Annotated in this window: 17 protein-coding genes; 16 read left to right on the top strand and 1 reads right to left on the bottom strand. The window is 40.8% G+C overall.

Annotated elements, in window-relative coordinates; genetic code table 11:
* Nucleotides 1-15: 15 nt before the first annotated feature.
* The 4 genes from aroA (at nt 16) to V6C17_RS08800 (ending at nt 4,596) form a co-directional block, all read left to right on the top strand.
* On the top strand, nt 16-1,308 hold the full coding sequence (gene aroA / locus V6C17_RS08785) for a 3-phosphoshikimate 1-carboxyvinyltransferase (RefSeq protein WP_333522200.1): 1,293 nt from the start codon (nt 16-18) through the stop codon (nt 1,306-1,308).
* A gap of 19 nt (nt 1,309-1,327) precedes the next feature.
* Complete coding sequence (gene cmk, locus V6C17_RS08790; protein WP_333522201.1) at nt 1,328-1,999, top strand: (d)CMP kinase; 672 nt, start codon at nt 1,328-1,330, stop codon at nt 1,997-1,999.
* On the top strand, nt 1,992-2,567 hold the full coding sequence (locus V6C17_RS08795; RefSeq protein ID WP_333522202.1) for a lysophospholipid acyltransferase family protein: 576 nt from the start codon (nt 1,992-1,994) through the stop codon (nt 2,565-2,567). Before cmk ends, V6C17_RS08795 begins: the two co-directional genes overlap by 8 nt.
* A 175-nt stretch (nt 2,568-2,742) precedes the next feature.
* Nucleotides 2,743-4,596: a carbon starvation CstA family protein gene (locus tag V6C17_RS08800; protein WP_333522203.1), complete on the top strand. Its 1,854-nt coding sequence runs from the start codon at nt 2,743-2,745 to the stop codon at nt 4,594-4,596.
* Nucleotides 4,597-4,712: 116 nt separating this feature from the next.
* Here the strand turns inward: V6C17_RS08800 and V6C17_RS08805 are convergent, their stop codons facing one another.
* Nucleotides 4,713-4,889 carry a hypothetical protein gene (locus V6C17_RS08805; protein WP_333522204.1) on the bottom strand — a complete coding sequence of 59 codons (177 nt, stop codon included), beginning with the start codon at nt 4,887-4,889 and terminating at the stop codon, nt 4,713-4,715.
* Between the two features lie 248 nt (nt 4,890-5,137).
* On the opposite strand from V6C17_RS08805, the gene V6C17_RS08810 reads away from it, so the two are divergent.
* The 12 genes from V6C17_RS08810 to thrB all read left to right on the top strand — a co-directional run bounded on the left by V6C17_RS08810 (nt 5,138) and on the right by thrB (nt 19,529).
* Nucleotides 5,138-7,093 (top strand): bifunctional 4-hydroxy-3-methylbut-2-enyl diphosphate reductase/30S ribosomal protein S1, encoded by a 1,956-nt coding sequence (locus tag V6C17_RS08810; protein ID WP_333522205.1) that lies wholly within the window; start codon nt 5,138-5,140, stop codon nt 7,091-7,093.
* A 2-nt stretch (nt 7,094-7,095) separates the two neighbouring features.
* Entirely contained in the window at nt 7,096-8,157 is a 1,062-nt protein-coding gene (gene fni / locus V6C17_RS08815; RefSeq protein ID WP_333522206.1) for a type 2 isopentenyl-diphosphate Delta-isomerase, read from the top strand.
* Between the two features lie 177 nt (nt 8,158-8,334).
* Complete coding sequence (locus V6C17_RS08820; RefSeq protein WP_333522207.1) at nt 8,335-9,108, top strand: DUF1614 domain-containing protein; 774 nt, start codon at nt 8,335-8,337, stop codon at nt 9,106-9,108.
* Nucleotides 9,101-10,258, top strand: coding sequence for a stage II sporulation protein P (gene spoIIP / locus V6C17_RS08825; protein WP_333522208.1), 1,158 nt, complete (start codon nt 9,101-9,103; stop codon nt 10,256-10,258). Before V6C17_RS08820 ends, spoIIP begins: the two co-directional genes overlap by 8 nt.
* Before the next feature lie 91 nt (nt 10,259-10,349).
* Nucleotides 10,350-11,669: a DUF512 domain-containing protein gene (locus V6C17_RS08830; protein WP_333522209.1), complete on the top strand. Its 1,320-nt coding sequence runs from the start codon at nt 10,350-10,352 to the stop codon at nt 11,667-11,669.
* Nucleotides 11,670-11,795: 126 nt separating this feature from the next.
* Nucleotides 11,796-13,118, top strand: coding sequence for a ribosome biogenesis GTPase Der (gene der / locus V6C17_RS08835; protein WP_333522210.1), 1,323 nt, complete (start codon nt 11,796-11,798; stop codon nt 13,116-13,118).
* A gap of 27 nt (nt 13,119-13,145) precedes the next feature.
* Complete coding sequence (plsY, locus tag V6C17_RS08840; RefSeq protein ID WP_333522211.1) at nt 13,146-13,772, top strand: glycerol-3-phosphate 1-O-acyltransferase PlsY; 627 nt, start codon at nt 13,146-13,148, stop codon at nt 13,770-13,772.
* 2 nt (nt 13,773-13,774) lie between these two features.
* The gene (locus tag V6C17_RS08845; RefSeq protein ID WP_333522212.1) at nt 13,775-14,815 is read left to right on the top strand and encodes an NAD(P)H-dependent glycerol-3-phosphate dehydrogenase; all 1,041 of its coding nucleotides are present in this window, start codon (nt 13,775-13,777) and stop codon (nt 14,813-14,815) included.
* Between the two features lie 310 nt (nt 14,816-15,125).
* Nucleotides 15,126-16,604, top strand: coding sequence for a stage IV sporulation protein A (gene spoIVA / locus V6C17_RS08850; protein ID WP_333522213.1), 1,479 nt, complete (start codon nt 15,126-15,128; stop codon nt 16,602-16,604).
* A 219-nt stretch (nt 16,605-16,823) separates the two neighbouring features.
* Nucleotides 16,824-17,273 (top strand): ACT domain-containing protein, encoded by a 450-nt coding sequence (locus tag V6C17_RS08855; protein ID WP_333522214.1) that lies wholly within the window; start codon nt 16,824-16,826, stop codon nt 17,271-17,273.
* A 15-nt stretch (nt 17,274-17,288) separates the two neighbouring features.
* The gene (locus V6C17_RS08860) at nt 17,289-18,587 is read left to right on the top strand and encodes a homoserine dehydrogenase (RefSeq protein ID WP_333522215.1); all 1,299 of its coding nucleotides are present in this window, start codon (nt 17,289-17,291) and stop codon (nt 18,585-18,587) included.
* Between the two features lie 30 nt (nt 18,588-18,617).
* Entirely contained in the window at nt 18,618-19,529 is a 912-nt protein-coding gene (gene thrB, locus V6C17_RS08865; protein WP_333522216.1) for a homoserine kinase, read from the top strand.
* Nucleotides 19,530-19,568: the final 39 nt, after the last annotated feature.

Below are 19,568 nucleotides of genomic sequence, written 5' to 3' on the forward strand. Positions count from 1 at the left end.
ATAAAGGTGGTTTCTATGGGTGAGGCTTTGAGAATTAATCAGAAAACAGGCTTAAAAGGAACGATAAACATACCTGGTGATAAGTCTATATCACACCGCAGTGTAATGTTTTCCAGCTTGGCAAAATCACCAGTAAGAATTAAAAATTTTCTTTACGCTCAGGATTGCCTTTCAACAGTAAGCTGCATGAGGGCATTAGGGGCGAAAATTGAGAATGACAACGAAGATTTATTAGTACAGGGGCAAGGCCTAAATGGACTTCAAGAACCTGAGGACATATTGGACGCTGGAAACTCAGGAACTACCCTCCGCCTGCTTATGGGGATTTTAGCGGCACAGCCTTTTTATAGTGCTTTTACAGGTGATGCTTCACTGCGAAAGAGACCTATGGGGCGTGTAATTACACCGCTTACTAAAATGGGAGCAAAAATTACGGCGCGTCGGCAATCAAGATTCTTGCCGCTGTCGATAGCCCCTGTAGATAAACTAACTGGTATACACTACAATATGCCAATGGCCAGTGCTCAAGTTAAGTCGGCTGTTTTGCTGGCTGGAATGTTTACCGAAGGAAGTACTACCGTAACTGAGCCATATGTTTCGCGAGACCATACCGAGAAGATGTTTGAGACTTTCGGTGTAAAACTAAACAGATCAGGCACTTCTGTAACAATAAATCATGTTAATGAATTAACTGCTCCAGAGGTTATTGATGTACCAGGAGATATAAGTTCAGCTGCATTCTGGCTTGTTGCTGCCTCTATAATTCCTGGCAGTGAGTTAACACTGTCGAATGTGGGAATTAATCAAACTCGTACTGGTATTTTAGACGTATTAAAGCAAATGGGTGCAAATATTAAAATAATTAATGAAAGATGGAGCGGCAAAGAACCGGTAGCTGACATTTTAGTTAAGTCCGCTGAGCTAGCGGGAGTTTCAATAGAGGCAGAAATAATTCCGCGTCTTGTTGATGAAATTCCTGTATTAACTGTTGCCGCAATGTTCGCTAAAGGGGAAACAAGAATATCAGGCGCGGAAGAATTAAGGGTAAAAGAAACAGACAGAATTAAAGCCATTGCAACTGAGTTTACTAAAATGGGCGGTGTAATCACCGAAACAGCTGATGGACTGATAATTCAAGGCTCGGCTGATGTAAAATCTGCAGCCTGCTATTCCTACCATGATCATAGAATAGCAATGGCTTTGGCAATCGCTGGTGCGGCAGGACAAGGTGTTGAAATACAGCAGCCAGATTGCGTAGATATTTCATATCCTAATTTCTACGAAACTTTAGACAGGCTTAATTCGTAATTCCGGCACGGAGGAAATCATGAGAAAATTAGTTGTTGCAATAGACGGGCCTGCGGGAGCGGGCAAAAGTACAGTAGCCCAAATTGTTGCTCAACGCCTCTCTTACACTTATATTGATACTGGTGCTATGTATCGTGCAGTTGCATGGAAGGCTCTTCAGTTATCGAAATTAAGCTGTGACGAGATAGCGAAGATTGCAGAAGATATAGATATTAAGCTTAATTATGTTAATGGAAAAACCTTTATAAGCGTCGACGAGTGTGACGTTACTGAAGCAATTCGTACGCGAGAAGTCACTCAGCTTGTTGCAGAAGTAGCTCAGATAGCCGCTGTTCGCAAACACATGCTGACTCTTCAGCGCCAAATGGCTGAGGCAGGCGGTGTGGTTATGGATGGGCGTGATATAGCGACACATGTTCTGCCAAATGCCGACGTAAAAGTATTCTTAACGGCCTCAATTGAGGAAAGAGCACTTCGCCGCTGGCGTGAAATGACTAATAAAGGCTTTACAGTGGATTTAGAGCAGCTTAAAGCTGAGATAGAATGCCGCGACAAAAAAGACTGTGAACGGGATTTAGCACCACTTATTCAAGCAGAAGATGCTACACTTGTAGATACTACTAAATTATCAATCGAAGGGGCTGTTGATACCATTCTCGAGTTGTGTTCTAAGAGGAGAGAAAATGTATAGTTTCTTCAAGATAGTGTTAATTTTAATATTTAAGACGATATTTCGCTGTAAAGTATCAGGTCAGGAAAATATCCCGAAGCAGGGCGGCCTTATAATAGCTTCTAACCATATAAGCTTATGGGACCCTCCACTAATCGGCGCATTTATGCCGCGACCTGTTCACTTTATGGCCAAAGAAGAGCTTTTTACATCGCCGGTATTCAGCTGGGTTATAAGGCAATTAAATGCTTTTCCTGTTCGCAGAGGAACTGCTGACCGCAATGCTATTCGTACCGCGATCAGCATTGTAGAAAACGGCAAGTGTCTTGGGCTTTTTCCTGAGGGTACGAGAAGTAAGAGTGGGGAGCTAGGTCAAGCTGAGCCCGGTCTGGCAATGATCGCTATTAAGGCTGGTGCCGCCATTGTTCCTACAGCAATAATCGGTACTAACAGCAAAGAGCTGTTTCCGCAATTTGAGATTCGCTTCGGCAAACCTATCTTTTTAGATAAAAATAAGGCCGATAAAGATGGCATAAATAAGATTTCCGATGCAATAATGAGCGAAATAAAGAATTTGTTAGATGCATAGACGCCAACCATTAAAAGAGAGAGCTTTTGTCAGCTCTCTCTTTTATTTTGGGAAATATAATCATTGCTAATTTTTAGGAGATAGATTAATCTGGAGGTGTATTAGTTTGAATTTTCAAACGCGGGGGTGGTAAGGGATATAGCAGCTCATAATCTAAACGGATGGAGGAATGATTGTGAACTCAGTAATGTTGCTTATCGTTGCCTCTTGTGTGTTTGCGCTAGCTTACCGTTATTACTCAGCATTTATCGCTGCAAAAGTTCTAGCACTAAATGATTCTAATATAACGCCGGCTTATACATGCAACGACGGCAGAGAATTTGTGCCAACTAACAAGTGGGTATTATTTGGCCACCATTTTGCGGCAATAGCTGGTGCTGGTCCGTTGGTAGGTCCTGTATTAGCCGCACAATACGGCTGGGGACCTGGTTTTATGTGGATTCTTTTAGGTTCTGTATTTGCTGGGGCGGTGCATGACTTTATTATCCTGTTTGCTTCTGTTCGACACAAAGGTCAATCGTTAGCAGTTGTAGCCCGTAAAGAAGTTGGACCTATAACTGGGGTTACTACGTCTTTATCAATATTATTTATAATTATTGTAGCTCTCGCCGGTTTAGCAATCGTTGTTGTGAATGCGCTATTTAAAAATCCATGGGGTGTTTATACAATTTTTATGACAATCCCAATTGCTATTGTTATCGGTTTATATATGTTCAAGATAGCTCCTGGTTCCATCCGCTCAGGTTCAATTGTCGGTTTTTTACTGGTATTAGCGGCAGTATTTACCGGCCACTGGGTGGCGCCTGGCCAGCCTTTAGCAGGCCTTGCAGACATCTTTAATTTAACTAAGAGCCAGCTTTCGGTTGCTCTGCCTATTTATGGTTTTTGTGCCGCAGTATTGCCTGTATGGCTGCTGCTCGCACCACGTGATTACCTGAGTTCTTATATGAAAATTGGTACAGTAATAGCATTAGCCTTAGGCATTTTGATTGTTCAGCCTGTCGTAAATATGCCTTTTGCCACTAAATTTGTAGATGGCGGCGGCCCAATTATTCCAGGACCTGTTTGGCCATATGTATTTATTACAATCGCCTGCGGTGCTATTTCAGGCTTCCATTCACTGATTAGTTCTGGAACAACCCCGAAAATGCTGGAAAAAGAATCTCAGGCCAGATCTATCGCTTACGGCGGTATGCTTGTTGAAGGCTTTGTAGCTGTAATGGCGCTCATTTCAGCAGTCGTTTTAATGCCTGGCGATTATTTTGCAATTAACACTTCGCCAGCCGTATTTGCTAAGCTGAATATGCCGATAGTTGAACTAAAGCAATTGTCCGCACTTGTTGGAATGGATATAGCCGGACGTCCTGGCGGCGCAGTTTCTCTCGCTGTTGGTATGGCTCACATATTCTCAAGCATTGGCGGTATGAGCCACCTAATGAACTATTGGTATCAGTTTGCAATAATGTTTGAAGCCTTATTTATCCTTACAACAATTGATGCAGGTACACGTGTAGCAAGATACATACTTCAAGATATTATCGGCACCTATGCATATGCTCCGCTCAAAAGAACTAACTGGTGGCCTGGCATTCTAATCACAAGTGCAATAGTTTCCTTCTCATGGGGCTATCTCTTATACAGTGGTGATGTTGCTACAATTTGGCCGTTGTTTGGTGTTGCGAATCAGCTGTTGGCGGTAGTCGCATTGGCAATAGGAACAACTATAATTCTTAAAATAGCTGAGAAAAAGAGCTATGCTCTAATTACATTGGCACCTCTGACCTTTTTAACTGCTACTGTAATTACTGCTGGTATAATGAATACTAATCTCTTCTTTAAGCGCGGTGATGCACTAGGTACTACAAATGGGACTGTAAGCGTAATCTTAATTATTCTGGTAATAGTAACACTGCTTGATTCAATTCGTAAATGGCTTGAATTATTAAAGACTGATAAACCAATTGGAATGAACACAAGCGATGATGATATCTGCCCAATCGGCACAGATAAGCCTAATATACCGAGTTAAAAATAAGAGGATGAGCTGCGAAGCTCATCCTCTTTTAGGCTGCCTGACTATTAGTTTTTTGAAATAAGCCAGGATGGCGGTGTATCACATCCTAGGCTTATTTCAATTGTTTTAAATTACTCTAAATTGTTAGCATTATTACTATCTAAGTGAGTTACACTAGTATCTCTGGTTTTTGTATTTAAACTACTGTCTGTGGCAGTCTCTTCTTCGCTTTCGGCACTCATTGCAAGTGCCATCAACTCGGCATCAGGTATGCTGGAAAACAGCCCGTTAACAAGCCGTCTTTTCATTTTACCATCTCCTTTGTGAAATGATTAAACTGCTGTGATATAGTTTGGCTTAAAGTCATTTTGAAATATTCAGTTGCGAATAGATTATTTAAATAAAAACTGTTTTTAATAATTTCCCAGGAAATGGAATACATATTACTAATATGAGGCAAGTGCTTTATGAGTTTTTTCAGTTAAAAGGAATTTGCCCATACAATAGTGAATTAATGGTTAGTTGTGGTAAAAGAAAAGCTTAACTGGAGGAAACAATGGAAATTTTTTTAGCACAGCATCGCGGTTTTTGTTACGGTGTAAAGAGGGCCGTTGAGCTGGCAAATAATTGTGTTAATAACGAAGGACCGACTTATACGCTTGGTCCAATAATACATAACCCTCAAATGGTTAAAAGGCTGGCTGATAAAGGTATCGGGATGGCTGATAGTGTGAATGATGTTGATAATGGCACAATTATCATAAGATCGCACGGCGTTGGCCCGGCTATTTATGAGGCTGCTGAAAATAGACAGCTGAATATTGTTGATGCCACCTGTCCGCATGTAAAAAAAGCTCAGCTTGCAGCAAGAGAATTAGCAGCTATGGGGTATCAGGTAGTCATCGTTGGCGAGAAAAAACACCCCGAAGTAAAGAGTATCTTTGAGTGGGCAGGTAATGCAATAATTGTTGAGGATATCACTGAAGCAATGCTGCTGCCATCAATTGAAAGATTGGGTGTGGTGTCTCAAACAACTTTTGCGGCAGATGCATTTCAAGCTATTGTCGATGTTCTTAAAACTAAAACAGAAGATTTAAATATTAAGCGAACTATTTGTACGGCAACTGATTTACGGCAGCAAGCTGCTATTGAACTAGCAAAGCAAGTAGATATAATGATTGTCATAGGCGGGAAAAACAGTGCAAATACTACCCACTTAGCTGAGTTGTGTGCACCAGCATGTCAAACTCATCATATTGAGACCGCCGAAGAACTTAAGCAAGAATGGTTTAAAAATATTAAAAAGGCTGGGATAACCGCAGGTGCATCGACACCTGACTGGCTAATTGAGGAGGTCTATTGTAAAATGCAGCAAATGAATGAATTAAATGCTTCAATTAAAGACGTTCAAAAGGGCAGTATAGTAAGCGGCAAAGTTGTAAGTGTACGAAAAGACGAGGTTTTTATTGATATCGGCTATAAATCTGAAGGGGTTATAACTTTGGCAGAGCTTGCCTACCCCACTCCGGAAAGTGCGTTTGAAGTAGTTAAAGAAGGCGATGATATAGACGTTTATGTAATTGACACTGAAGGTCAAAATGGTCTCAGTCTTTCTAAAGTTAAAGCTGATAAAATTTTAGCCTGGGATAAACTGAGTGCAGCTCAGCAAGAAAACCTTATCATTGAGGGAAAAATAACCGAAGCGGTAAAAGGCGGTCTTGTTACATCGGTTTTTGGTATACGCGGTTTTATTCCAGCTTCTCAGGTTGATCTGCGTTTTACAGAAGATTTAACCCAGTTTCTTGGTCAAACCTTTACTTTGAAAGTTATGGAAGTTGATGAAACAAAACAACGCGCAGTGCTTTCGCGCAGGCTAGTGCTGGAGGAAGAAAGACGACTGAAGGAACAAGCTGTCTATGAAAATATTAAGGTTAATGATGTAATAACAGGCAAAGTTACTCGCATTGCTGATTTCGGAGCGTTTGTTGATCTTGGCGGGGTTGACGGGCTTATTCACATATCTGATTTATCATGGGAAAGAGTAAAAACTCCGTATGATGTTGTTGATGTAGGCCAAGAAGTTACTGCTATCGTTATAAAAGCAGATGCAGCAGCCAAACGGATTTCGCTCAGTCTAAAACAAGTTACTCGTGATCCGTGGTTAGATATAATAGAGCAATTTACCGAAGGTTCAATTGTTAAAGGGAAAGTCACTAAAATTACTAATTTTGGGGCTTTCGTGGAAATTGCAAAGGGAATAGAAGGCCTTGTAAGAATGTCTGAACTTGCAGAGAAAAAAGTGAGTAAAGCCGAGGAAGTTGTCAGTGGCGGTCAAGAGATAAATGTTAAAATCATTGAGATTGATAAAGCGAAAAAGCGGTTAGCTCTTAGCATCTATCAAGCCAGCCAGGATGCTGAGCGGGCTGAATACCAAGAATTTATCTCTCAAAATAAAGAGGTAGGTCTAACTTTAGCTGATAAATTCGGCCACCTGTTTAAACGTGAGGACTAGAAGTGCGCGAGTCAAGAAAACTAGATCATATAAAACATGCCTTAAAAACAGCCGACGGACCGCAGTCGAACAGATTTGAGGATTTTAAGCTTATTCATAATTGTTTACCGAAGCTGGCCTGGGATGAAATAGATCTCTCGTGCACAGCAGCAGGCCTGAAGCTAAGTAATCCGATAATTATAAATGCTATAACCGGCGGTGCTAATGATATCACTGACATCAACGCAAAGTTAGCAGAATTTGCAAACATTACTGGCTGTGCAATCGCTGTCGGTTCGCAATTTGCTGCAATAGAGAATAAAGAAGTTACAGCTTCTTATCGTGTTGTTCGCCGTAAAAATCCTTCAGGTATAGTAATAGCTAATCTTGGGGCTTACGCAAAACCCGAACATGCTCAGCAAGCAATAGAAATGCTTGAAGCAGATGCCCTTCAAATTCATCTTAATCCAGCCCAAGAGATTATAATGGCAGAAGGGGATCGAGATTTTACCGATTATCTTGAAAACATTACAAAAATAGCCCAAAGCACTAAGGTGCCTGTTATCGCCAAGGAAGTAGGCTGCGGAATTGCCAAAGAACAGGCAAAAATGCTAGTTGAAGCAGGGGTTAAGGCTATTGACGTAGGGGGCGCAGGCGGGACAAATTTTATTGCTATTGAAGCAGCTCGGACCTCAGATGACCTCGATCAAGATATGCTAAGCTGGGGTATCCCTACGGCTATAAGCGCCGTAGAGACAGCCTCCGTGCTGCCAAGTAATGTTGATTTAATAATATCAGGCGGAATAAGAACCCCGTTAGAGGCAGTAAAAGCCTTTGCCCTTAATGCTAAAGCTATTGGGATTGCTAATCCTATTTTGAAAACAATTAAACAGCATGGTTTAGAAAAAGCGGCAGCATGGTTTGAAGGTTATACCTATCAAATAAAAAGATATATGCTGCTTACCGGGGCGAAAAACCTTTCAGAACTTACAAATATCCCGATAATTATAACAGGGCCTAGTTTTGACTGGCTGTCTGTCCGGGGTGCCGACCCAAGTAAATACGCTTTAAGATCGAAAACATAGCCCTTCAAGGCTATGTTTTTTCATTTATAATCATTTAATTATAATCATTAATTATTTTGCTGGATTAATTAATGGTCTATATTGGAACAACTAGTTAAGTTCAACTAATGAATTCTAATTACAAAATAGGGCAAAATAAGTTAACGGCAAAAATAATAAAGCTAGAGGTGAGTTTGTATGAACATGCCAATAGGAATGATTACGCTATTGGTGATTGGCGTATTAGTTTATTTCGGTATAGCTCAGCGGATTTTAGACAGGATGCGCTTGACAGACAAGCAGGCTTTAATGTTCATTGTTGGTATCGTCTTGGGCAGCTTTATTGATATTCCTATTATGAGTGAACCAGTAACTTTAACAATAAATGTCGGAGGAGCGCTGCTGCCAGCTCTACTAGCGATTTGGTTAATCTTTAAGGCCGATGAGACTGCTGAACGAGTTAGAGCAGTGCTGGCAAGTTTACTGGTTGCTTTCTCGGTCTATTTAGGATCACTTTATCTTCCTTACGAACCTGAAAATATGTTTATGGACCCTAAACTTATTTACGGAATTTCAGCAGGCTTAATAGCCTACATTGCCGGTCGTTCACGTCGCAGTGCGTTTGTTGGTGGTGTTCTAGGTATTATATTAAGTGATATAATCCATATGGTAACAATTCTGCGGGCAGGTATCCCTGGAACAACTGCAATTGGCGGTGCTGGTGCCTTTGATGTAGTTATTATTGCCGGTATTATCGCCGTTATGGTAGCTGAATTAGTCGGCGAGACTAGGGAAAAGATGCAAGGCGGACCTGTTCTTGGCCCAAATCGGCCGGAAGGTCTATATGAATTTAGTAAAGAATTATCAAACAGCAGTGCCAAAAAGAGAAATCTAAAAGCTGTTCCTAATAACAAAACTGACACCAATTCCGGCAATCAGCAAAAGGATGGAAGAGGTGAGGACAGTGAATAGACTTATTGTAATATTAGCAATAGTAATATTCAGCTGTACAAGCCTTAGCGTTGGATTTGCCAGCAGCTACACTTACTACAACATTGTGGATGAAAGCGGCAAGGTTGTATATGTTACTGGCTGGGAATTGCAGATCGGAGACCAATGCTTGACTGAGGATAATAAGAGATATGAAGTAGTAAGTATTGAAGGAACTACTGCTCATGCTAAATTTATCGGCGAGGTTAATCTATCAAAGTATATAAATGAAACCGAAAAACAGGCTCTATGGCGCGAAATTCTCATGCCAAGTGTGGCAATAGCTCAGAGTACTGGTAAAGTTGCTATATATCACACTCATTCTGATGAGTCTTATGTTCCGACAGACGGTAAAGAGAGTATTTTGGGTAAGGGCAGCATTTATAAAGTCGGTGATACTTTTTCTAAGTCTCTGCAGGATAAAGGCATTAATGCTATCCACTCAACTGCCAAACATGATCCGCACGACAATATGGCTTATGAAAGATCGCGCCGTACAGCGCTTGATCTGGTTAAAAAACAGCAGCCTGACGCTGTTTTTGATATCCATCGAGATGCTGTTCCGCGTGAAGTTTATGCAGGCAAGGTTAATGGCCAGGATATTTCTAAAGTTCAGTTAGTTGTAGGAAAATATGGACCAACTGGTAAGCAAATTGAAGATTATGCATTGCAGATTAAAGCAGCATCAGATAAAAAGCATCCAGGTTTAGTTAAGGGTATATTCTTTGCTAAAGGAGGGGACTACAACCAAGACCTGCATCCGCGGTCAATGCTTTTGGAAGTAGGCGCTCATACTAATAGCCGTGAATCGGCTGAAAAAGGTGTTGCCCTTTTTGCTGATGTAATTCCATCTGTTATTGGGAAAACGGGCGCTAACCCTGCAAATCAAGCAGGTGAAGCTGGTTTTGGTACTGTTGCAGCCGGTGCATCTGGTGCAACAAAATCCATTGGTTGGATAGTAGGCTTTTTGGTTGTAGGCGCAGCAGCTTTTCTGTTCTTAAGTACAGGAAGTATGAAAGAGGCAAAAGCCAAACTAAAACAATTCACATCGACCGAATTTGCTAACTTCTTTGCCCCTAAAGCAAAGAATGAAAAGAATAAGGAACCTGACAAGGACAAACAAGAAAAATAAATCCAGGTTCTTTTAGGAGTGATGTTTTTCTCATCACTCCTTGATTTTATTTGCAGGAAAATCCAGTAAGCAAAAGGAATAATAAAGAGAGGTGAAAAACTTGTCATATTATGGTATTGTAACAGGCGTAAACCCTGATAGTATTGCCGAAGAAATCGGTATCGAAGCGGGAGACCGCTTGCTGGAGGTAAATGGACAAAAACTAAGGGATATTATTGATCTAAGTTTTGTCTTGGCTGATGAAAATGTCGAACTGCTAATTGAAAAGCCAAACGGTGATCAAGAAGTTATTGAAATAGAAAAAGATTATGATGAAGACTTGGGGATACAGTTTGAGAGTGCGGTGTTCGACGGTATAAGGCGTTGCGCTAACAAGTGTATTTTTTGTTTTGTCGATCAGATGGCTCCCAATATGAGAGAAAGCTTATATGTTAAAGACGATGATTACCGTATGTCCTTTTTATATGGAAACTTTGTCACACTTACTAATCTGACTGAGCAGGATTTTGATAGAATTCGCAGGTTGCATTTATCGCCGCTGTATATATCTGTACATACTACTGATGGACCAACACGCGCCAAAATGCTGAACAATAAAAACGCCGCTAAAATTATGGAGCAGCTGACAAGATTAACTGATATGGGCATTGAGCTTCATACGCAGGTTGTTTTATGCCCAAGCGTAAATGACGGTGAAATTTTAGAAAAGACTATAGCTGATTTGTATAAATTATCTCCGAGTGTACTATCTTTAGCTATTGTGCCAGTTGGGCTGAGCCGTTATCGCGACGACTGTTACCCGCTCGACGGCTTTACACAAGAACAGGCGTGCAATATAATTAGCATGGTAACAAATTGGCAAAATAAGTGCAGAACCGAAATTGACAATTCTTTTGTCTATTTAGCTGATGAATTTTATATCGCAGCTAATCAGCCAATTCCTGAATATGAAATGTACGATGATTTTCCCCAAATTGAAAACGGTGTTGGGTTAGTAAGGGACTTTTTAGCCGAATGGGAAAGCTGCACCGAAATTTCTAAGGGCTATTCAAAACCTACTTACCTTGATGTTGTGTGTGGCAAATCAGCCGAAAAAATCATCGAACCTCTTATGGCTGAAGTAAGGATACCCAATCTGCATATTCGTGTAGTGCCTGTCGAAAATGCCTTTTTTGGTACAAGAATAACAGTGACAGGACTTTTAACAGGTCAGGATATTGTGGGCACATTAAATAGTTTGCCAGGTGAACGCACTGGAGTCATTATCCCTGGCATAGCTTTGCGCAAAGGTGAAGAGGTATTTTTAGATAACTATAAGCTGCAGGATATTGAAAACCAATTGAAGGTACCTGTGCATGCTGCATATGGAGCGGCAGGACTGCATCAACTACTTCAAGCTTGGGATGAGTAATTAATTATTTGAAGGTATATTGCCATATCCGCGCAGGAAAACTAGTTATATAAAAACTTGTCCATAATTAACCAAAAAAATAATATATTTTCAATCTTGTATAAATATGATGAATTAGGTGATGAAATGAGTAAACCAATCGTTGCAATAGTGGGACGACCGAATGTTGGAAAATCAACGCTGTTTAATCAAATAGGAAAAAAGCGAGTGTCAATTGTTGAAGATATGCCGGGAGTAACCCGCGATCGAATTTACCTCGACGCTGAATGGCTTAATAACGAATTTACCATGATTGACACAGGCGGTATTGAAATTGAAACTGATGATCGAATCCTAAATGCTATTCGTCATCAAGCTCAGCTTGCAATAGAAGAAGCTGACGTAATTCTATTTATTGTTGACGGCAGGGCTGGATTAACTTCGTCAGATGAAGAAGTGGGAGCAATTCTTAGAAACACTCGCAAACCAGTTATTCTTGCAGTTAACAAAGTTGACAGTGCTAAAAAAATGGATGAGATTTATGAATTTTACAATCTAGGACTAGGTGAACCTATTCCTATCTCTGCATCAAATGCTTTGAATTTAGGTGACTTACTCGATAAAGTAGTCGAAAGCCTGCCTAAAGATCAAGAACCTGAAGGAGAAAGTGACCAGATTAGAGTTGCTCTGATCGGCAGACCGAATGTAGGTAAGTCCTCCTTAGTAAATGCTCTCATTGGCCAAGAACGTGTTATTGTAAGTGACATTCCTGGCACAACTCGTGATGCAATTGATACCCATTTTACTAAAGAAGGAACGCAATTTGTACTAATTGATACAGCCGGAATGAGACGGAAAGCCAAAATTGAACTGCCTGTTGAACGGTATAGTGTCATGCGTTCATTGCGCGCAGTTGACCGGTCCGACGTTGTATTGATGGTAATTGATGCGGTAGACGGGGTAACAGAACAGGATAAGAAAATCGCTGGTTATGCTCATGAAGGCGGCAAAGGTATAGTAATAGTTGTGAATAAGTGGGATTTAGTGGAAAAAGACAGCAAAACTTCACTGCGGTTTACTGAGACCATCAGAGATGAGTTAGGTTTTATGCAGTATGCGCCAGTGTTGTTTACATCAGCATTAACTAAACAGAGGGTAAATCGTATTACCGACTTGATTAAGTTTGTAGCAGAGCAGCATTCCATGAGAATTTCAACAAGCGTTTTAAATCAAGTTATAACAGATGCAACTGCAGTAAATCCTCCGCCGTCAGAACAGGGTAGACGTCTAAAGATATACTTTACTACCCAGGCCGACGTTAAGCCGCCTACCTTTATTTTCTTTGTTAATGATCCAGAGATTATGCATTTCTCCTATTTGCGTTTCTTAGAAAACAGATTACGCGAAAGCTTTGGTTTTGAAGGAACTCCTTTGAAGCTTGTTGTTCGCGGTCGTAAAGAAGAAGAATAGTTTCATTGTTTTGGGGAGGAGGGTGCTATGGATTATTCTAATCTTTTATTAATAGCTGCTATCAGCTATGTGCTAGGTTCTATTCCTAATGGTCTTATAATAGGAAGATCTTTTTGTGATATAGACCTGCGGCAGTTTGGTAGCAAAAATATTGGCGCGACAAACGCCTATCGAGTGCTTGGCCCGTGGCCAGCTTTGTGGGTTTTTCTAACCGATGCCGCCAAAGGGGTATTGGGTGTATATATCGGACAATTTTTAGATGGATCGGCGTTAGCTCTGCTAATCGGTGGTATTGCAGCAATTGCTGGTCACAACTGGTCAATATTTCTTAAATTTAAAGGTGGACGTGGTGTAGCAACTGGCTTAGGTGTTATTGCCATACTGGTTCCTAAAGTTACTGCAATTGTGTTTGCTGTTTGGGCCGTAATTGTCTATATAAGCCGTTATGTATCCTTAGCTTCGATTGTTGCAGCCGCACTTGTGCCAATCCTAATGTGGCTTTTTAATGAGAAAATTGAATTTTACTATTTTGGTTTGCTTGCCGCGGCCTTTGTTATTGTTAGGCACAGGCCTAATATCGAAAGACTGCTTAAAGGAAACGAACTTAAAATTAAATCAGGTTCAGCTAATAAGGGGAGCGAAAAGGAGAAATGATTATGAAGATTGCTGTAATTGGTGCCGGTAGTTGGGGCACGGCTATGGCAGTCATGTTAGGGCAAAAACATGATAAAGTTATGCTTTGGGCACGTAATGAACAATTAGTAAAAACAATTAATGAAACCAGACAAAATGACTGTTATTTACCTGGGATAAGCATTCCTAAAAGTGTTGTTTGTACTAATGATTTAGATATAGCAGTCACAGAAGCCCAAATTATTGTCTTAGCTACACCTTCACGGGCTGTTCGGGATACTGTTCAAAAGATTGCCAATTGCATGCAGGAAGATGCAATAATCGTAACTGCAGCAAAGGGCTTTGAATTGGAAACAAACAAGCGTATGTCAGAAGTTATTGCAGATGTAGTACCGGCCTTCAAAGATAGAATTGTCGTCTTATCAGGTCCTAACCACGCTGAAGAAGTCAGCATGGAGCAGCCGAGTGCTACAGTTGTCGCGTCATCAAATATTACTGTTGCTGAAAAAGTCCAAGAAACTTTCATGATGCCGTATTTTAGGGTATATACTAATCCTGATATCGTTGGGGTAGAATTAGGCGGAGCCTTAAAGAATATTATTGCATTAGGTGCAGGAATTATCGAAGGCTTAGGCTTTGGTGACAATTCGAAAGCGGCTCTAATGACCCGTGGTTTGGCAGAAATAGCCCGGTTAGGTACTGCCATGGGGGCGGACACATTAACCTTTGCTGGACTTTCTGGAATTGGTGATCTAATGGTGACTTGTACCAGCCGTCACAGTCGCAATAAAAGAGCTGGCATACTGTTAGCTCAGGGTAAAACTGTGGCTGAAATAGAGTCAGAGACTTGTATGGTGGTAGAGGGTATTAGAGCTACTTCTGCCGCATATAACTTGGCAAAGAAATACAATGTAGAAATGCCGATAACAGAGCAGACGTACAAAGTATTATATGAAGGTCAATCTCCGAGGGAAGCAGTATTGGATCTTATGACCAGGGGACGAACCCAAGAGGTTGAAGAGGTAGTCCTCGATAAAGGTCTATGGAAACAAACTAAAGACTAAAGAATATAACTACGAAACACGAATAAAAGCCATCTATCAGTGAGTATTACTGAATAGATGGCTTTTTTGTTAGCAAGACTTCTGTCGGATAAAATTCTATGATTTATGCCGTACAAGGTAGTTTATTAAATTAGTAATATTATCCGCTGCATGTCATATATTTATTAATGATTATAAGACACCGCTATAATACTATTTTAACTCCTTCTCGCTGGCCTACTTTCTATAAGGGAGGGATGAACACGGGGGTTAATGGGCGATATGCTCAAATGTATTATATATAATTAGTTATGGGGAGGGAAACGACCATATGGAGAAATTTGATTTATTTAGAGATATCGCCGAACGTACTGGCGGTGATATTTATATCGGGGTAGTAGGCCCAGTACGTACAGGAAAATCAACCTTCATCAAAAAATTTATGGACACAATGGTTTTGCCGAATATTACTGATCCATACGAAAAAGAACGTGCCAAAGATGAGTTGCCGCAAAGTGCAGCCGGTAAAACAATCATGACTACCGAACCCAAATTCATTCCTAACGAAGCTGTTGAAGTTAATATAAAAGATAACGTAGCAGTAAGAGTAAGGGTTGTTGATTGCGTTGGGTACTCTGTCGAAGGCGCTTTAGGATATGAAGAACAAGATGGTCCTAGAATGGTTCTAACCCCTTGGTTTGAAGAAGAAATTCCATTCCAGGAAGCAGCCGAAGTTGGTACTAGAAAGGTAATTGCCGAGCACTCCACAATTGGTTTGGTTGTAACTACCGATGGTACTGTTACTGACCTGCCGCGTGAAGCATATATTCCTGCTGAAGAAAGAGTTGTTAATGAATTAAAAGAACTGCAAAAACCGTTCCTTGTTATCTTAAATACTAATCAGCCAACAACTAAAGAAACAAGAGAACTAGTAGCCAAGTTGGAAAGCTCCTATGATGTTCCTGTAATTCCGGTAGATTGTGCGCAACTAAACCATGATGATATATATGCAATTCTCCAAGAAGTACTTTATGAATTCCCGGTTAAAGAAGTTAATATCTCACTGCCTAAGTGGGTTGAAGAACTTAATACCGATCACTGGTTGAGAGAAAAATTCGATTCAGCGGTGCGGGAAGTTGTTCAATATGTACGCAGATTAAGAGATATCGACTGCGCCATAGACGACTTATCCAGTCACGAATTTGTTGCTGATGTAATTCTCCATGACATGGATCTAGGAAGCGGCATCGCCGTTATTGAAATTACCTCACGGCAGGATTTGTTCTATCAGGTTATGGAAGAGCTCACTGGTTTTACAATCTCAGGAGAGCATCATTTACTGCGATTGATGCAAGACCTATCCGTTGCTAAGCGGGAATATGATAAACTGGCGAGCGCTCTAGAACAGGTGCAGCAGACAGGTTATGGCGTAGTTGCTCCTCAATTGGATGAAATGGTATTAGAAGAGCCGGAGATTATTCGCACTGGCAATAGGTTTGGTGTTCGTTTGCGTGCTTCTGCTCCATCGTTACATATAATCAAAACTGACGTTCAAGCCGAAATTTCCCCAATACTTGGTACCGAGAAGCAGAGTGAGGAGCTCATTCAATATTTAATGCGTGAATTTGAAGGTGAGCCTGAAAAAATTTGGCGTACAAATCTTTTTGGTAAGTCACTAAATTCCCTTGTACGTGAAGGTATCCAAAACAAATTATCAGGTATGCCTGAAACAGCCCAAGTTAAATTACGCGATACATTACAAAAAATAGTTAATGACGGCAGTGGCGGCTTAATCTGCATAATTTTCTAAAGAACACGGCTTGCACCTAGCCATTGGCAAAGGTGGAAGCCGATGTTGCGTTTATCTTGATTTTTAAAGACCAACCGGTATATTCGGATACAAAAATGGTCAGTCTGTAAAGACTGACCATTTTTTTGTTAATTTCGCTTGTCAGTACAAGGATAATAATGTTATAATGTCTTCTGTAAATAGATTATTATCCTTTTGAGAAATACGGGAGGTACAATTGTGAATAGACAAAAATCAGGGTTCTATCTTGTTCGTGAAGAGATTCTTCCTGAAGCCATTAAAAAGACAATTAAGGTTAAAGATATGCTCAAACGTGGAGAGGCAAGAACTATAAATGAAGCAGTAGAAAAGATGGAATTGAGCCGGAGTGCCTACTATAAATATAAAGATTATGTATTTCCGTTCTACGAAGCTAGTAAAGAGAAGATTGTAACACTTGCCCTTTTGCTTGAGCATAAGTCTGGTGTATTGTCACGGGTGCTAAATACTATTGCCGGTGATCATGGAAGTGTATTGACTATCAATCAAGGTATTCCGTTACAAGGCGTAGCGAATGCGACAATCTCGATTGAGACAGCAGAATTAGTTATTGATTTAGAAGCTTTATTAGATAAGTTAAGAATGGTTGAAGGTGTCAAGCGGCTTGAGGTATTAGGGCAGCAAGCATAATCAGGGGGTAGCACTATGAAAACGACGATTAATATCGGTCTCTTAGGTTTAGGAACTGTTGGCACAGGTGTTGTAAAGGTTTTAACAGGCAATGCACATGAGATTACCCAAAAAGTTGGCTTGCCTGTAAATATAAAAAGTATCATGGTTCGAAATCCCAATAAATCAAGAGGCTTAAATATAGACGCCTTAATAACGACAAATATCGATGAAATTATCTCAGATAAAGATATAGATATTATAGTCGAAGTTATGGGCGGAGAGCAACCTGCCAAAGAATATATGCTGAAAGCTTTAAATTCAGGTAAACATGTTATAACTGCGAATAAAGATGTTGTAGCGAAATATGGACGTGAATTATTCGAAGCCGCTCAGAAAAATAACGTTGATTTTATGTTTGAAGCCAGTGTTGCCGGTGGTATACCTATAATTAGACCACTGAAACAATGTCTAACTGCTAATAAGATAACTGAAGTTATGGGCATCGTGAATGGCACAACAAATTATATGCTTACCAAGATGACTAACGAAAAGCTAGATTATCAAACAGTACTGGCCGAAGCTCAGGCTAAGGGCTATGCTGAGGCAGATCCGACAGCCGATGTAGGAGGTTTAGACGCTGCGCGTAAAATTGCCATTTTAGCTTCCATCGCATTTAATACTAGAGTTTCGTTAGATGATGTTGATGTGGAAGGTATTACTAATATTTCACCAGTCGATATTGAGTATGCCCGCGAATTGGGATATGTAATTAAGCTTTTAGCAATTGCTAAAGACATCGATAATAACGGTATAGATGTGCGTGTTCATCCGGCATTCATTCCTGCAGCTCATCCGCTTGCCGCTGTTAGTGATGTGTTTAATGCAATTTTCGTAAGAGGAAATGCTGTTGGTGAGACTATGTTTTACGGCCGCGGGGCGGGCGAAATGCCGACAGCCAGCGCTGTTGTTGCTGACATAGTAGATGTTGCACGTGATATTCGTCATAATGTAAGCGGCAGGATACTTTGTACTTGTTTTGAAGAGAAGAACTTTTGTCCTGTAGAGCAGACTCAGTCTGCTTACTATATTAGACTGCTGGTTGAAGATGAGCCAGGGGTACTTGCAGCTATCGCCGGAGCATTTGGAGCTCATAATGTAAGCTTGAACTCAGTAATTCAAAAACGCAAGGTTAATAATTGTGCTGAAGTGGTTCTAATAACTTATCATGTGTCTGATGCCAATATAAGAATGGCACTAAACACAATCAAAGATATGTCAGGCTTAACAACTGTTAAAAACGTTATTAGAGTTGAAGCGCAGCAGATAGACTAAAAGAGTCTATCATGGCAGGGGAGATTTTCTATGACTAATACAGCCAGGGTTTCTGTACCAGGCACAACGGCCAACTGCGGTCCGGGCTTTGATGCAGTCGGCATTGCCTGCACAATATATAATGATTTAGAATTAACACTAAATAGCACTAACCAATTAACTATTGATATTGTAGGTGAAGGGCGGGAGTTTATCCCGACCAACGAACAAAATGTGGTTTGGCAGGCTATTAAGATGGTTTTAGACCGCACTGGTATTAAATATCAGGGTGCTCATATAAAAATGGTTAATAATGTTCCTCTTGCGCGAGGACTTGGGAGCAGTGCAGCAGCAATTGTTGCCGGTTTAGTAGCAGCTAATGCTGTTACTGGTGAAAGTATGACTAAGCAAGAATTATTTGAACTTGCAACCGAAATTGAGGGGCATCCCGATAATGTCGCTCCGGCCATATTTGGCGGAATAACGTTAAGTGTGCTCAACAAAGGGCGGGCCCAGTGCCTCAGCTTTATGCCTCCAGCTAAGCTGACAATGGTAGTCGCTGTGCCGGAATTCACTTTAGCCACCTCAGCTTCCAGAAATGTGCTGCCTAAAGAAGTTCCATATAAGGATGCGGTGTTTAACATCAGCAGAACTGCACTGCTGGTTGGGGCATTAACGCAAGGAGAGTTTGGCCATTTGCAGTGTGCCTTAGAAGATAGAATTCATCAGCCTTATCGCCAGCAGCTTATCCCAGGTTTGCAGGACGTATTTAGAGCGGCAAAAGAAGCGGGAGCATTAGGTTCGGCAATAAGCGGTGCCGGTCCGTGCCTAATTTCCTTTGCTAATCAAAACGAAGAGCAAATTGGGCAGGCTATGGTAAGCGCATTCAACACGAACGGTATTAGGGCCAAGTATTTGCTGTTAAATATTGATAATCAGGGCGCTCGAGTAGTTGGGCAATAACTTGACAATTAAAATTAAAGAAGGTACAATATTATAAGT

It is taken from the genome of Dendrosporobacter sp. 1207_IL3150 (assembly GCF_036763085.1).
Lineage (GTDB): Bacteria > Bacillota > Negativicutes > DSM-1736 > Dendrosporobacteraceae > JBAIYU01.

Coding starts and splice junctions, on each gene's coding strand:
- aroA (WP_333522200.1), top strand. CDS start 16: ATGGGTGAGGCTTTGAGAATTAATCAGAAAACAGGCTTAAAAGGAACG.
- cmk (WP_333522201.1), top strand. CDS start 1,328: ATGAGAAAATTAGTTGTTGCAATAGACGGGCCTGCGGGAGCGGGCAAA.
- V6C17_RS08795 (WP_333522202.1), top strand. CDS start 1,992: ATGTATAGTTTCTTCAAGATAGTGTTAATTTTAATATTTAAGACGATA.
- V6C17_RS08805 (WP_333522204.1), bottom strand. CDS start 4,889: ATGAAAAGACGGCTTGTTAACGGGCTGTTTTCCAGCATACCTGATGCC.
- V6C17_RS08810 (WP_333522205.1), top strand. CDS start 5,138: ATGGAAATTTTTTTAGCACAGCATCGCGGTTTTTGTTACGGTGTAAAG.
- V6C17_RS08820 (WP_333522207.1), top strand. CDS start 8,335: ATGAACATGCCAATAGGAATGATTACGCTATTGGTGATTGGCGTATTA.
- der (WP_333522210.1), top strand. CDS start 11,796: ATGAGTAAACCAATCGTTGCAATAGTGGGACGACCGAATGTTGGAAAA.
- plsY (WP_333522211.1), top strand. CDS start 13,146: ATGGATTATTCTAATCTTTTATTAATAGCTGCTATCAGCTATGTGCTA.
- V6C17_RS08845 (WP_333522212.1), top strand. CDS start 13,775: ATGAAGATTGCTGTAATTGGTGCCGGTAGTTGGGGCACGGCTATGGCA.
- spoIVA (WP_333522213.1), top strand. CDS start 15,126: ATGGAGAAATTTGATTTATTTAGAGATATCGCCGAACGTACTGGCGGT.
- V6C17_RS08860 (WP_333522215.1), top strand. CDS start 17,289: ATGAAAACGACGATTAATATCGGTCTCTTAGGTTTAGGAACTGTTGGC.
- thrB (WP_333522216.1), top strand. CDS start 18,618: ATGACTAATACAGCCAGGGTTTCTGTACCAGGCACAACGGCCAACTGC.